The organism is Deinococcus aquiradiocola, assembly GCF_014646915.1.
GTDB lineage: Bacteria > Deinococcota > Deinococci > Deinococcales > Deinococcaceae > Deinococcus > Deinococcus aquiradiocola.
In genome coordinates this window covers 54,599-67,926 of sequence record NZ_BMOE01000017.1, presented here as the reverse complement: position 1 = coordinate 67,926, position 13,328 = coordinate 54,599, and the positions used below count along the sequence as shown (strand labels likewise).

Sequence of the window (13,328 nt, the reverse complement as noted above, 5' to 3'; positions counted from 1 at the left end):
CAGCGAGTCGCCGTTCTTCGAGCTGGGGGCGGGTGTACCTGGAGGGCTGCCAGAGTGCCATGTCCCAGCCAGTGTAGCAACCTGAATTTCTACCGGTCTCAATAGCGCAGCGGATTCGAAGCTGGGATAGGCGAAGTGGCTTATCGTGCACCGTAACGGTTCAGGGTCTGTCACGGAAACGGTGCGTTGGTCAGCTCAGGCTGGGCATCCGCAGTTCGGCAAGCATTCGGCGCAAAAAGTACGGCACATATTGTGGCCTTGGCGGCGCCCATTCCCTGAACGTGGCATCGTACACCACGGCCCGCTGGAGGAGAGCCAGGGGCACGGCAGCGGCCATCTCGGCGTGGGCTCCGGGAAGACCCAGGGCCTGCAGGTAGGTGGTGGCGAGTTTCCGCGCGAGATCGGGGTCAGACTCGACCAGCGGCCATTTCTGGCGTGCGAGCTGACCGACGAACCAGCCAATGTCCGTCAGGGGATGCGCGACACTCGCTTCACTCCAGTCGAACAACCGTATCCGCTGACCGTCCCACAGGGCATTCTTGGGGTGGATATCTCCGTGTACTGGACCGTCTGGGAGCTTCAGAGCATCGACCAGCTTCCACAGCCGCCGGAGGTTCGGCACGGCGGCGATCAAGTCGCGGCGCTGCCCGTCGTTCAGACCCCACCCACGCAGGACGGTCTCGTCTCTGAGCAGCGCCTCGCCACCTTCCAGCAAGGTGGAAAAGGGATGGTGCGGCACAGCTATTGATACCGGCGGAAGTTTGAGTCGATGGAAATCCGAATGATGAGGGTGAACTCCTGATCCCGACAATCTTCAAGGGTTGGCCAGTCTCTGGTCTCTGCTAGGTGAGGCAACCTCAATCTATGCCGGTACTAATAATACCACTCGTCAGCAGAAGACCAGAGCTGTGTCCATTCAACGAAGGCCACAGGTGCTGTACCACTTCACTTTTGCCTGAGGGCTTTCGCCGCCGTCTCCCGCACCGCCTGCGTCAACAGGTAACCGAAGCCGGCCCGCGTGACCCGGTCCACCAGCTCCGGAACACTGACGCCGAGTCCAGCGGCAGCGTTTCCCAGGTGCCACTCGTACTGCGCGAGTTGCTGGAGCAGGTAGGCGCGCCGGGTCTGGGCAGCGGACAGCTGGAAGGTCTTCAGGTACAGCAGCTCGCCGTCCGGGCGGACCAGTCGCTCCCCGATGTGGTTGACCTGGGCCGGGTCAAGGTCAGTCACGAAGCGTTCAAGCCGGAGTTGCCCTGGCTCATAGACCTTCTCAGTGGTCAGAGGACGTTCCAGCAGATCGGTCAGCATGTTGACCTGCACGAACGCTGCCCATTCGCGCCGCAGGACCGTCAGCCCTTCGCGCAGGTCGGCGAGTGAGCGGGCGTGCTCGAAGCGGGGCGTCGCCTTGAGCAGGGGAGGGTCCGGATATAGGGCTGCGTAGCGCAGGACCAGCTCGCCGTAGAGGTCCTCCAGCAGGCTGCGGTGCAGCCGGCGGTAGTCCTGGGCTGAGGGCACCACAAACGCCGATGCGAGCTGCTCACCCACGAAGACCAGCATTCCGACCTGACCGTCATGCAGTTCAAAGGTCTTGAGCGCGTCTTCGAAGCCGGGCAGGAGCGTGCCTGGAATGCCGGACTCGGACCGACTACCCAGACCGACCTTCAGAAAGTCCCGTGAGAGCTCCTTCCAGGCGGTGCGCGGCGGAGCGAAATGCAGGGCCAGCAGGCCTTCGAGGGCCAGGTGCAGCGGCAGGAACCGCAGCCCGCCCTGTTCGCGCTTGCGCATCTTCTGCACCATCTCGACGCCGCACCAGTCGGATCGGCCCGGGCGGCCCACCTGGCCCCCGAGCGCCATCAGCGGTGCTCCGGGCCGGTCCCATTCCAGCAGCAGGGCGTGCGGCACGAAGGCGGTGTAGACGGTGCGGTCCGGCAGGGCCACCACCTTGAAGCCGGGATCCATGCTGTGCGGCGTCAGACGGACGTCGTCACAGGGCCGGTCGCGCAGGAGCGGCACCAGCCGGAAGGCGCCGCGCACCTGCGCCGGGGCGGGGGTCAGACCGTTAAGCTTCAACATGCACGGCTCCCGCGTTCAGGAAGGTCTGGACCCGGCCAGACAGATACCGTTCGAGCTCATCCACGTCCGTCTGCCCGGCGGCGAATCGGGCGAAGCCCAGGGCGGTCGGCAGGTCGTCGGCGTCCCGCAGTCCCACGGCTGGAAGGAGTGGACTGAGGGCGCGCACGGTCAGCATCTCGGCATCGAAGACCGGATTGAAATGCAGGACGCTCAGATCCAGGACCAATCGCCGGGCGGCCGTGTAGGCCGCATGAAAGACGCCGGGCGGATCGTTCTCCACCGCGTCCGAGACCACGATCACCGTCTGCGCGCCCCAGTCCAGCGCGTCCAGGAAACGGTCGGTGAGGTTCGTCTGCCCCTCGGCACGGACCAGCAATGGTGAGGCGACCGGATGCGTCCAGAAGGCGCGGTACTCACCTTCAGCGGTGGCCGACCGGAGCAGCCAGTCCGTGGCCAGCGCGAGCGCGAGGGGCCGGCGAGGCTTTTCACGCGAGCCGGACGCCGAAAACGAATTGTCGAGCACTGCCGCCGTCCGGCCCGCAGGCAGCGGCAGGGGCCGGCGACGGAGGACCCTGCGGGCGGCCACGTCCAGCCAGCCGGTCAACTCGTCCTGCCGCTCCCGCCTCTCAGCCATCGGCAGGGACAGCACGTAGCTGCACAGGGCCGTCAGCGGCAACCGCTCGGGGCGGAACTCGACCTTGCCTCCACTGCGATTCTGGAGCCGGAGCCGTTCACGCTCGGTCAACCGGGGCGCGATGTTCTTCAGGAAGAGGTCCGGAGCAATGCCGTGCTTGGCGGCCATCCCCTGCGCCACGGTGAAAGGAAGGTCATACACGGCCTGGTGGCTGTAGCGGGCCTGCCGGAAGGTCTCCAGCAGGGGCGTCCGGAAGACGTTCTGGTGCTTGCCGAACAGGAAGGCGGGCAGCTCGCCCGGCAATGTCAGGTGGGCATGCAGGGCCGCGGCCCGGACGTGCCGCCGGTACTTCACCGCCTGAAAGGTCAGGTCCCGCTGGCCCAGGGTGTATGCCCTCACGAGTGCCCGGGTGCGGCGGTTGTTGATCCGCTCCTGTCGCAGCCGGGTGATCAGCTTCCAGCCCCGCTGGGGCGGCAGTCGACCGATCGCCGCGGTCAGCAGGGCATTCTCCTCAGTTCTGAAGGTGACCGGTGTGTCCTGTCCGCTGCGGAGCAGGTTCACGATGATTTCGGCCGCGTTGAAATCGTTGACGCCGGCCGCCAGCGTCCGGGCGTAGAGCCGCCGGTAATTCCCGAGGATGTAGGCGTGCAGGAACTGCACGCTGACGCGCTGCTCGTCGGCCGTGTGGTAGAACTCCCGCTGCCCGGTGCAGGCGAACGCCGCATTCAGGAACAGGATCAGGTCTTCTCGGGCGACGGTCTCGGCGCTCGGCATGGTGCCTCCCTCAGCAGAACGCCGCCCGGGAAGTGGCGGCGTGACGGCAAGGTGCAACCTTCAGAGGGATGTCTCGGAAGTCACGCCAGAGTCCCACGGACGACGTTCTGCAGCGCAGTCTAACAAACCGATCTGGGCAGCAGATGGGCAATTGCTTGATCGACGCGACGGACAATTACCGGACGTTAACATCAGGTGCTGAGGCCCAGGCATCACGCTTTTCCGTTTCTGGTAGCCCAGCGGCCTTGCCTTCTACGCGCGTTAGTCTTGCCAGTAGAAGAGTAATTCCCCGACACTGAGAGGTTCTCGCGCTCCGAAGTAGTAGACGTTGAGACCCGGCACCGTGACGGACAAGATATCGTCATCCACCCATTCCCATCCCACGGACGCGAGGGCTGCGCGGATCCGATTGATCATGGTGGCTGGGTGGACTCCGTCCCCACCCCAGGTGTGCTCGGCTCCGAACCGCCCTAGTGTACTGAGACTCAGGTCGCCGCCTTCCGATGGCAGGACGACATAGGTCCCACCTCCCTGACTGTGCCACTCACCCGCGTCAATGGCTTCCCCGACCTCAATCCCGTGTGTCCGGAGCGCCTGCACAACCTGCTCGTGCTCAGCCCGCAGGGCCTTCATTGCCTCGTGATCCCTGTGGGGCAAGGTCAGGCCCTCGATCAGCCAGCGCACGTCGCTGCCAGCCTCTGCGCCCGGTGCATACGAGCGTACGATCGCTGACCGTACCTCCAGGGGCACCACCGCTGGCAACGTCACCTGCATGTCGGGGATGACATGCAGGTCTGGGGATTCGCCGAGCAGGAGGAGGGTGCGGGCGGCCCATCGCCGTTCGTCAAGCGCCAGCTCTGGGTTGCCCACCCGGGCGTGCAGGGCCTCCACCGGAGCGGGTTTCAGAGTGCTCAGGGCGTCACTGGCATTCTTGAGGACCCACCAGTCAGGGTCCCGAAGCGCCTCCAGAAGCACCTCGGCTGTGTGGGAGGGTTCGAGTTCCGCGAGGCGCATCGTCGCCCAGTTCCGCACGGCGTCCATGGGGTCAGCCGTCGCGAGTGCATGGAGGCGATCCACCAGTGGGGACGTGCCCGGGTGCGGGACGCGCCCCCAGAGGCTACGCGGGGCACGTGCCTGGGGGGCCGCTTGCAGTGCCCGTACCATCGGTGCCAGGCCACCGACCTGCGCTTCCAGGGCGGCCAGCCCTCGCCGGCCAGCCATGAAGTGGTGTTGCCAGGGGTCGGAGGTGAGACTGATCAGGTCACGGGTGGCGGTGAGGTCTCCCAGCCGCCCGCGCGCCTCAAGGAGTGGGTTCGCAGCGCTGATCCAGGGTTCGCCCCGCACGCTCAGAGAGCGGATAATGTCCAAGCTTTCAACGTCGCCCTGTTCCACCAGGGCGAACAGCGCGGCCGTCCGCACCTCCCCCTCATTCTCATTGTCACGTAGCACTCGGCGGAACAGGGCGATGAGCTCCGGCCGGGTCCGGGTTCCCAGTGCCTGTATGGCAACGCGCCGGAGGAACCATGGCTGCTCACGGTCGTCTGCCACGTCAATCAGGACGTGACCGTCGTGATCAACGCGAGTCAAGGCGCCCAGGAGAAGCATCGGGAAGTCATATCCCACTGCGTATTCCGCAGTGCCCTCGCGGGCTGCGAGTTGAAGGGTGGGGATCACTTGAGCTGGTCTGCCCTGCAGGGTCGCCACGAAGTCGGCAATAAGGGCTTCCTTGGTGGCATCGAACACATCGCTGGGCAGGCCATCCGGGTGCTCCGCCCACATGCGGGCCCACCCCGTGCGGAAGACGTCGAGCAGTTCAGAGGGGAGGGAGCTCATGCCACTCGAGTGTATAGCGGGGGCGGTTCAGCTCACGCTGGGCGCGTGCGGATCAATTTCTCAAATGTCCAACTGGGGTATACCCTAGCGCCACGTCAGGCAGGTGTCGATAAAGTGTCAGACTAGGATTGATTTCCGCATTGTCTGACACTAGATTGTACGGGTCTGGAACCTAACCTGACACAGAGGAGCCTCCATGCCTGACCCCGCCCCCAGAAAGACCCGTGCCCGCAAGACCGCACCTGTGACCGCCACGCCCGCACCCGGCCCGACCACCGGTCAGCACGTGGCGTACATCCGGGTCAGCAGCGGCGACCAGAACACCGCCCGCCAGCTGGAGGGCCTGCACTTCGACCGCACCTTCACCGACAAGGCCAGCGGCAAGAACACCAGCCGTCCGGCCTTCACCGAGATGCTGCAGTTCCTCCGGCACGGCGACACGCTCACGGTGCACAGCATGGACCGTCTCGCCCGCAACCTCGGGGATCTCCGCACCGTGGTCCTGAACCTGACCGGGCGCGGCATCGAGGTGCGGTTCGTCAAGGAGAACCTGGTCTTCAAGGGGGACGATTCCGCCATGTCGATGCTGCTGCTGAACGTGATGGGCGCTTTCGCGGAGTTTGAACGGTCCCTGATCCGGGAGCGACAGCGGGAAGGGATCGCGCTGGCGAAGGAGGCAGGCGTGTACAAGGGGCGCAAGCCTTCACTCAACGCGGCTCAGGTCGAGGACCTCCGGCGGCGAGCAGCAGCGGGTGAGGCGAAAGCGAAGCTGGCACGGGACTTCGGGATCAGCCGCGAGACGGTCTACACCTACCTGCCCTGACTGCCCGTCGAGGCGATCAGCACCCCTCAGCCCCTTCCTGCTCACGAGCACGAGGAGCTGTTCCTGTTCCCGGCAGAGGGGCAGTACGGACACGGGCTAAGGGCAACAAAAAAGGCACCGCTCGGGTGCCTTGATTTCTCTAATATAGCCCGATATGCACGCCACGTCAAATCATGCACCCGAGAGCGGATAAAAAGCGTCCTGCAGCGCCTTGGGCACCCCCTGCGGGGCATCATTTGGTCTGCGACGCGCACAGACCGCGGCCCCACCCTTTCCTTCCTGTGCGGGTGAAGTTCCAGAAGCAACTGTTTCAAGCGCACGCACTGTCGCCAGTGTTGCCCCCATCCAGCAGACCCAGGAGATGTTCACCGTTCAGGCGATCCGGCCGGACCTGATGGCTCAGGCCGCTGTGACGGTGAACGCGCGCAACGCGAACACGAGAACGCCGCGGCCACACGCGCGGCGGGCCTGGGCAGGAAGAGGGCGAGCAGGGCAAGCAGAGCGAAGGCGAGGGACAGGTGGAATGCGATCGGGGTCGGCATCCCCCTACGGTAAGCGCGGAGGGACAGTCCGGAACAAGGAGTCACACGCCGCGCCGGAACCCAAACCTGCGTTCAGGACGTCGAGGTGGCCACGCCCACAGGACCTCGTCCTGAGCACAGATTCCCACGCGAACCCTCGTGCGACCCTTACCACGGCTCAGTAGAGAGGGCCGTCTGCGGGTCCCTGAACACTGAAGTCACTGAAGCGCACTTCGAAGCCAGCGTCGCCCGGACTGCAGGCGTAGATTCCGACCGATACGGACAGGTCTGGCGGCCAGAAGGTCAGGCGCAGCAGCTGCCAGTCCTCTCCTGGCAGCCGGGTCTGCACGCTCAGGGCATTCCCGCGCCGGGTCATCCGGAGCTCCACCCACGCCGGGGAGCCTACCGGCCGGACGTTCCAGTCGCTGTAGGGCCGCGTGACGACCGCGCTGAGCTGCTGATGGCCCACGAACTCCACACCGGTCTTCACCCAGTGGGCTTCGTCCGCCCGGACCATCAGCCCCGCCTGGTCATACAGCGAGCGGTACGACCCCTGCACCCGCACCTGGGCGGTGAACTCCCCCTGGACCGCGGCGTGCAAGAAGTGGCCGCTGTCCCGGACGAAGCCGTAGTGGGTCTCCCGCCAGAAATCGGTGTGGGCGTCCGTCGTCACGACGAGCGTCTCACCGTCGACCTGCCAGCGCGGTGCGTTCAACCATTCGAGTTCGGTCCAGGAAGCCATGCAGCCATGCTACGCCGTGATGAGAGGAGGCCGCGCTGTCTTCGCCAAGACAGTCCTCAATCGCCCGAAATTCCCCGTTAAGGTCTCGAGTGCCGTTGGGAGGGCGCAGTGTCTGTGATTAGCGGTCGGCTGAAAGATCGAGGACCCGGTCAGCGCATCAGGCCGGCCAGGACCGCGACGGGGTCCTGACCGCGCAACCGCGCGGTCTCCACCGTGGACTTGATCCGCATGTCCGTCTGCGCACCCACCGCGTTCTTGCTGCACTGCGAGACCTTCCTCGCCATCACCACCGTCCGCAGGCTCCGTTCCGCGGCGTTGTTCGTCGGTGGAATGTCCGGGTCCTTCAGGAATCGCCACAACCGGTCCAGCACGCTCTGTTTCAGGATGCCCAACCGGAGTCGCTCGTTCGCCTTCGACTTCAGTGGTGCCCGATTCAGCAGGGCGTCCAGACGCAGGGTGAGACACTCACCCTGCTGCGCATACTCTTCCCGCGTGCACACTCCCTTCGTCACGTTCCGGTGGAGTCGGATGCCGTCCCGGAAGACCTGTGCGACCCGCTGCCCGTACAGCTCTCCCCGCCCAGGTCGACCCTGCTCTCCAGCGGCGACCTCATCCGCGTTGCGGATCAGGTGCGCCAGGCACTTCTGCTGCTGGACGTCCTGCAGGAAGCGGCTGTCATAGGACGAGAAGCGGTCGCTGACCAGCACACCCGCGAAGTTCCGCCCCAGCCCTTCCCGGACTTCCACATTGGTATGCCGCAGGTTCGCGCGGAACACCACGGTGTCCGCACTCCGGAAGGTGCCCACCCAGGCGTTCTGGGTGCCGATCCGCCAGCCGGTATCGTCGTGATGCACATAGGGCGCCTGCTGAATCTGTGTCTGTAAGGCATCGACGTGGGCAGCCAGGGCGCTTCCGTCGGCAGCAAGCCGCTGTGCGGCTTGCGTGATCGCCCCCTGCGTGATCTGAAGGCCGCCCAGGAGGTCCATGACCCGACCGATGCGGCGGACCGGGAGGCCCAGCTCGTGATGGAGAGTCTGAAGGGTGGCATGCAGGACGGGTCCGAGTCGATGAGAGGTCGCGCCCACCTGATCACTCTTCAGGTCGGGGTGGTCACCACGCACCGCGTGGTGACACTGCGGGCATTCCATGACGGGCACGTGGTACTCGGTGACCTGCATGGCGTTTTGGGGGACGAGTTCCGTGACCCAGGCCTTGTCCTGACGGGTGAAGATCAGTGGCCCCGTAAACCCACATCGAGGACAGGTGTTGGGCGTGTCGACCTGCACGGTCGCCGTGATCTGCGCTGGCGTGGGTGGGGCCTTGTGCGCGAAGGATCCTTCACCAGGACGGCGTCCTGGTGACTTGGGATCGGCAGTCTGCTTCTCCCGGCTGAAGGGAGCGGCATACTTGCGGGCCCTTCGTTCCAGTTCTTCGATGCGCTTCTTCAGACGGGCAATTTCAGCTTGGAGTGCGGTGTTCTGCGCGATCAACTGGTCGATCTGCTCAGCCTGGCGACGGACGATCTCGGAGAGATCGTTCTCAGTCACTTTGGAAGCCATGGACAGCATGGTAGCGGCAAGAGTGCCCGGTGGGAAAGCCGGGCACTCAGGGGGGCACTAATCACAGACGGCGCAGTTTTATGGACGAAGCTGATGAGCAGTCTTGGCCAGAACAGCGCCCATCACTGGCACAGCTCCACAGGAGAGGACGCTTGGCTGCAAGTGCGGCGGCTCTGACGCTGATTGATCTGATCGTCCTCCGGCAGAGCCGACCCCAACTCGGCTTGCGTCGGTTCGCTCCGTACGCCAGCGTGCCCTCCTGGCGGCTGCCGGACCATCAGCACAGCGCGCCGGCGCGCTGTGCCATAAGGCAGTGCTGTGACGCGCTCTATGAGAAGATGCTGCCCTACAGCATTGCAGCACCCCACCTCCGGGTACCGGCTGCTGTATCAGGCACTCAAGGCTCAGGGTGAAGAGATTGGCCTGCACAAGATCCGGGTCGCGCTCGAGGGCACCCACATGACAGCCCCGGGCTGCCTCTCCCGGCTGTAAAGCAAAGAACCCGCCGTGTGGCGGACTCTTGAGGGTCGAGGGACAGAATGGAGAACCTGTTCACTTATCAGCGGCGTACGAATCCAAATGAATAAAACGACACCCAGTGATACCGGCACCCTCTAAATGGGATTTTAGTCGATCACTTACCAGTATAAGCCAATGCTCATCGTCTCTTAAGTAGCTGGCTAGTGAAGATTGGTCCATGAGTGGAGGCTCGTTCGGTTCATCCTGTTCCCGCCTTCGCCCCAGTAGGGAAAAACGGGGAGCCGAAAGCAAAGCGAGCAAGGGTGCAGATGCATCAGTTCATATCAGCCAGCTACTTAGGATAGGAATCTCACTCGCCAATAAATCCTCAGTTGGGACCAGAGTCTTGATCTTTCCGGAAGAGCGCCGACTGGATTTGTTGAGATCGAAGGCTCTAAATGAACATAGAGGATGGAGGACAGCGTAAGGGATGTCAATTTTATCGCCTGACTTTCTGTCCACTACATTAACTGGCAATTCCTCTATATTTCTATCTAATTTTCTGATTTCGCCAAACATCGCTCGTTTGCATATATCAAGCCCGCCAGTCGTGGCTAGATAGTCGAGCATTGCAGTACGCTTAGTCATGGAAACTTCTATTTCAGGCCATTTTTTCATTAATGGCTCGGTAGACCAAACATCCATGAATAAATCCATAGACATGAGACGCTTCTCTACACGAGGTATACTGCTCTCATTGGGCATTTTTGACCAGTCGCCCGCTAATACATAATACATATTCGACTCTCTCACATTAAGCCTCGCCTACACAGGGAATTTAATCTCAAATCACCTGCTTCCCCCAACAACATCATTGACCTGCCCTCGCGAAAGCCTTTCAAGTGCTTTATTGACCTGTGCAGGCGTCATAAAGTGCGTCCGAGAACTCTGTCAGTGAGTTTAGTATCGCCCCCAGCAGTATGCTGAAGGATGCTGCTGATCGGTACTAAGTCTCAAAACACTTGGCGTCGTCCGTCAAGTGAAGCCAGTTCATGGTCATCCAATTCTACTGATCTCTACCCAGCTCCCTGAAACCCAGGAAAAGTCAACTCGATTTATCTGTAATCAGTCTCTCGTATCGTTCCACCAAACGTACAGGCTGTAACGCGTGAGCTGGGACCGGGAAGCTTGTCAACGACAGTGTGTACATTTAAAACCTTGCCCTGGGGAGTTAATTTTAAGGTAACGGCAATTGATACGTGATCTTTCTTTTCGGAGTATGAAAAGTCACGATTTGCTATCGAGGCTTCAAAAATCTGATCGGACACCCGCTCAAGCCATGTGACGGATTTCTTTGTCATCCAGGGTCTTGCAGTCGCGCAAAAGTTGATAAACGGCTGCGCCAAAAAACTATAAGCGCGAATATCACTTCTTTTGCCGTTTGCTTTAAACAGCATCATCACTTCAACGTCGTTTATAAGATCATCCTTCGAGCGTTTTGCCAATTTGATCACTCCAGAAGTATCGGAGCCCTGGCTCACTCGGTAGCGCACACTCGAGCTGTCAGCATCTCTGCTCTCGATCACAAAGTTGCCAAAATTGGTGAGCAGGCCCTCAAAAGGAAAAGAATAAATGACATTACCGGCACCGTATTTTTGTTCGGACTGCGATATCTGTATAATTCCTGGGTAATCTTTGAGTACGACCTCACTCACGACCTTTTGTGAATAAACACTTCCCGCACTTAGAAGAGCCAGCATACCGATTGCGAGTAACCTTTTCACGTTTTCAGTTCTTCCCTTGAGTGCTTACCTTATGACGAGCTATTCCTTTGTTCAGCGATTCGACACACCGAGAATCCGGAAACCACAGGATCAATCACCCTGATTATTTATAATTTCATAAGGCCAAAAATCCAGCACAAGAACGCTGTTGACGAAAACGTTCGACATTCTACTTCAGACGCTCATGCCCCGCTTACACAAGATCGCCACGCACCTCAGGACGCGGCAGAACACCTCTCGGCTCCGCTCCAGGAAGAAGCCTCTCGAGGCTCCCGCGTTGCGCATCTCATCCGAACGCCCGTCCCCGCTGGCGTCGCCGTAACGCTTCTTCCAGGTGTAGAAGGACGCGGTACTGCATCCGAGGTCGCGGCAGAGCTCCTCCACGGTTTTTTCGCCCTTCTGAGCGTTCTGGAGGAGGGCGACGATCTGCTCTTCAGTAAAGATTCCTGCTTTCATAGGTCATCCTCGCTTTCCGGAGCGCACCAGGGAAGCCCTTGTGCTCCACCGGGGGAGATCCGAATGACTCTCATCAGCTTCTTCCATTTTTAGGGGGCACACCAGGGTCAGCTCTCCCGGGGAAGGCAACACAACCTATCGGCCAGCTTGCACCGTCATACATGATCAACCCCCCTGCTGGCGCTTCGGCGCGGCAGGGGGGCTTTTCGGCTGTCCATTCAGATCAGGAAAGAGACTACCCAGACCAGAGAGAAGCAGTACAGCCCTCTTCAGTTCGGGGCCATTTCCTTGATAAGTTGCCGCTCGATTAGTTGAGCGGCAATCGGTCCGCGAATACGGCGAAACAGATGATAATCGAGGAAATAGACCTGGCCCTTCTGGGTCGCCTGTAACCGGCTGGTCAGGGCCGTGCTGTTCCAATCTGCACGCGCGCGGGTTGGCGTACTGTTCCCGGCAGCCAGGACGAGCACCACGTCCGGGTTCAAGGCCACCAGACCCTCGATGCTCAGCACGGCGTCAGCCTTTTCACCGTCGATCACGTTCAGTCCCAGGTCGCTCAGCAGGCCGCCGGTCCAGTCGCTCCGCTTGCTGACGTTGAAGGTGTACTTGCTTTCTCCGCCGCTCGTCCAGACCACCAGTACCGTCTGGTTCTTGAAGCGTGGGGCCAGGACGCTGCGGGTGGACTGGACATTCGCCGTGTACGATTTCAGGACTTGAGCGTAGGTGACTTCACGGTCGACCGCTTTGGCGAGGAGGGGCAGCGTCTTCTGCCAATCGTTGCGGTCTATCCCTTTGAACAGCAGCGTCGGGGCGAGGCGGCTCAGTTGCGGGTAAACCTGAGCAGCGTAATCTTCACCGACGATCAGGTCTGGCTTCAACGAAGCCAGGATCTCCAGGCTGGGATTGAACCGGTCCCCCACGTTCACAGGATTGGAAGTCACCCGGCTGCCCAGAACGCGGATGTCACGGATCGGTGAGCCGAAGGCAGGCGTCTTGATGTAGGTGGAGGCCTCGCCATAGCCGACGGGCTGAATTCCAAGGGACAGAAGCAGGTCGAGGGCGTGTGGCCCGAGAGCGACAACCCGCACTGGTTTGGTGCGGACGATGGTGCTGCCTGCACTGTGAGTGATACTCACTGGATAGGTGGTGAGAGCGAGGCTTGAACCTCCACTCAGAAGGGCCAGAAAAAATAGGACTACACGCATTCTTCTCCTTGTATCTCTGGGGGCAGTTCGGCACATTGAAGCGTCGCTAGTTTGCCACATATTAATCCGATTGGCAAACTCGGATAAATTTCAGAACGAGCATATGGAGAGATATGAGATGGTCGTCAGTACCTGACCTTTTTGTGTGTTGAGCAGAGCCGTGGGAAGCTTTGCCTGTCACACCTTCCCGAGCGATCAAGCATGCTGACCCAGCGCTGGATGCAAGCCCCGGAGTCTGTGATTAGCGGTCGGCTGAAAGATCGAGGACCCGGTCAGCGCATCAGGCCGGCCAGGACCGCGACGGGGTCCAGACCGCGCGGTTGCGCGGTCTCCACCGTGGACTTGATCCGTATGTCCGTCTGCGCGCCCACCGCGTTCTTGCTGCACGGCGAGACCTTCCTCGCCATCACCACCGTCCGCAGGCTCCGTTCCGCTGCGTTGTTCGTCGGTGGAATGTCCGGGTCT

The 13,328-nt window shown here is 61.6% G+C and carries 12 protein-coding genes; 1 reads left to right on the top strand and 11 read right to left on the bottom strand.

The annotated features are described in order from the left end of the window. Window positions 1-190: 190 nt before the first annotated feature. From IEY33_RS17185 to IEY33_RS17170, 4 genes are all read right to left on the bottom strand, one after another. The gene (locus tag IEY33_RS17185; RefSeq protein ID WP_188964520.1) at window positions 191-739 is read right to left on the bottom strand and encodes a phosphotransferase; all 549 of its coding nucleotides are present in this window, start codon (window positions 737-739) and stop codon (window positions 191-193) included. Between the two features lie 206 nt (window positions 740-945). Further along, a complete protein-coding gene (locus tag IEY33_RS17180; RefSeq protein WP_188964519.1) occupies window positions 946-2,073 on the bottom strand; it encodes an ARPP-2 domain-containing protein in 1,128 nt (375 codons plus the stop codon). After that, complete coding sequence (locus IEY33_RS17175) at window positions 2,060-3,481, bottom strand: hypothetical protein (protein WP_188964518.1); 1,422 nt, start codon at window positions 3,479-3,481, stop codon at window positions 2,060-2,062. The genes IEY33_RS17180 and IEY33_RS17175 overlap by 14 nt, the downstream gene beginning before the upstream one ends. Window positions 3,482-3,742: 261 nt before the next feature. Then, window positions 3,743-5,314 (bottom strand): HEAT repeat domain-containing protein, encoded by a 1,572-nt coding sequence (locus tag IEY33_RS17170; RefSeq protein WP_188964517.1) that lies wholly within the window; start codon window positions 5,312-5,314, stop codon window positions 3,743-3,745. A gap of 196 nt (window positions 5,315-5,510) precedes the next feature. Between IEY33_RS17170 and IEY33_RS17165 the strand changes: the two genes are divergently transcribed. Continuing rightward, window positions 5,511-6,137 carry a recombinase family protein gene (locus IEY33_RS17165; protein WP_188964516.1) on the top strand — a complete coding sequence of 209 codons (627 nt, stop codon included), beginning with the start codon at window positions 5,511-5,513 and terminating at the stop codon, window positions 6,135-6,137. Between the two features lie 699 nt (window positions 6,138-6,836). On the opposite strand, the gene IEY33_RS17160 is transcribed toward IEY33_RS17165, so the two are convergent. The 7 genes from IEY33_RS17160 to IEY33_RS19390 all read right to left on the bottom strand — a co-directional run. Further along, window positions 6,837-7,400, bottom strand: coding sequence for a DUF1349 domain-containing protein (locus IEY33_RS17160; RefSeq protein WP_188964515.1), 564 nt, complete (start codon window positions 7,398-7,400; stop codon window positions 6,837-6,839). Between the two features lie 149 nt (window positions 7,401-7,549). Further along, complete coding sequence (tnpC, locus tag IEY33_RS17155) at window positions 7,550-8,959, bottom strand: IS66 family transposase (protein ID WP_229671121.1); 1,410 nt, start codon at window positions 8,957-8,959, stop codon at window positions 7,550-7,552. Window positions 8,960-9,757: 798 nt separating this feature from the next. Further along, entirely contained in the window at window positions 9,758-10,216 is a 459-nt protein-coding gene (locus tag IEY33_RS17150; RefSeq protein WP_194517281.1) for a hypothetical protein, read from the bottom strand. Between the two features lie 317 nt (window positions 10,217-10,533). Beyond that, window positions 10,534-11,202 carry a hypothetical protein gene (locus IEY33_RS17145; protein WP_188964512.1) on the bottom strand — a complete coding sequence of 223 codons (669 nt, stop codon included), beginning with the start codon at window positions 11,200-11,202 and terminating at the stop codon, window positions 10,534-10,536. Between the two features lie 174 nt (window positions 11,203-11,376). Then, complete coding sequence (locus tag IEY33_RS17140) at window positions 11,377-11,658, bottom strand: transposase (protein ID WP_188964511.1); 282 nt, start codon at window positions 11,656-11,658, stop codon at window positions 11,377-11,379. A gap of 269 nt (window positions 11,659-11,927) precedes the next feature. Further along, complete coding sequence (locus IEY33_RS17135) at window positions 11,928-12,794, bottom strand: ABC transporter substrate-binding protein (protein WP_229671120.1); 867 nt, start codon at window positions 12,792-12,794, stop codon at window positions 11,928-11,930. Window positions 12,795-13,135: 341 nt separating this feature from the next. After that, window positions 13,136-13,328, bottom strand: a 193-nt coding sequence (locus IEY33_RS19390) for an IS66 family transposase (RefSeq protein ID WP_229671119.1), incomplete at its 5' end; no start/stop codon positions are given.

What these genes read in the sequence shown, in the direction of transcription:
- IEY33_RS17180 (WP_188964519.1), bottom strand. Translation starts at nt 2,073, where the DNA reads ATGTTGAAGCTTAACGGTCTGACCCCCGCCCCGGCGCAGGTGCGCGGC.
- IEY33_RS17175 (WP_188964518.1), bottom strand. Translation starts at nt 3,481, where the DNA reads ATGCCGAGCGCCGAGACCGTCGCCCGAGAAGACCTGATCCTGTTCCTG.
- IEY33_RS17170 (WP_188964517.1), bottom strand. Translation starts at nt 5,314, where the DNA reads ATGAGCTCCCTCCCCTCTGAACTGCTCGACGTCTTCCGCACGGGGTGG.
- IEY33_RS17165 (WP_188964516.1), top strand. Translation starts at nt 5,511, where the DNA reads ATGCCTGACCCCGCCCCCAGAAAGACCCGTGCCCGCAAGACCGCACCT.
- IEY33_RS17160 (WP_188964515.1), bottom strand. Translation starts at nt 7,400, where the DNA reads ATGGCTTCCTGGACCGAACTCGAATGGTTGAACGCACCGCGCTGGCAG.
- tnpC (WP_229671121.1), bottom strand. Translation starts at nt 8,959, where the DNA reads ATGGCTTCCAAAGTGACTGAGAACGATCTCTCCGAGATCGTCCGTCGC.
- IEY33_RS17150 (WP_194517281.1), bottom strand. Translation starts at nt 10,216, where the DNA reads ATGTATTATGTATTAGCGGGCGACTGGTCAAAAATGCCCAATGAGAGC.
- IEY33_RS17140 (WP_188964511.1), bottom strand. Translation starts at nt 11,658, where the DNA reads ATGAAAGCAGGAATCTTTACTGAAGAGCAGATCGTCGCCCTCCTCCAG.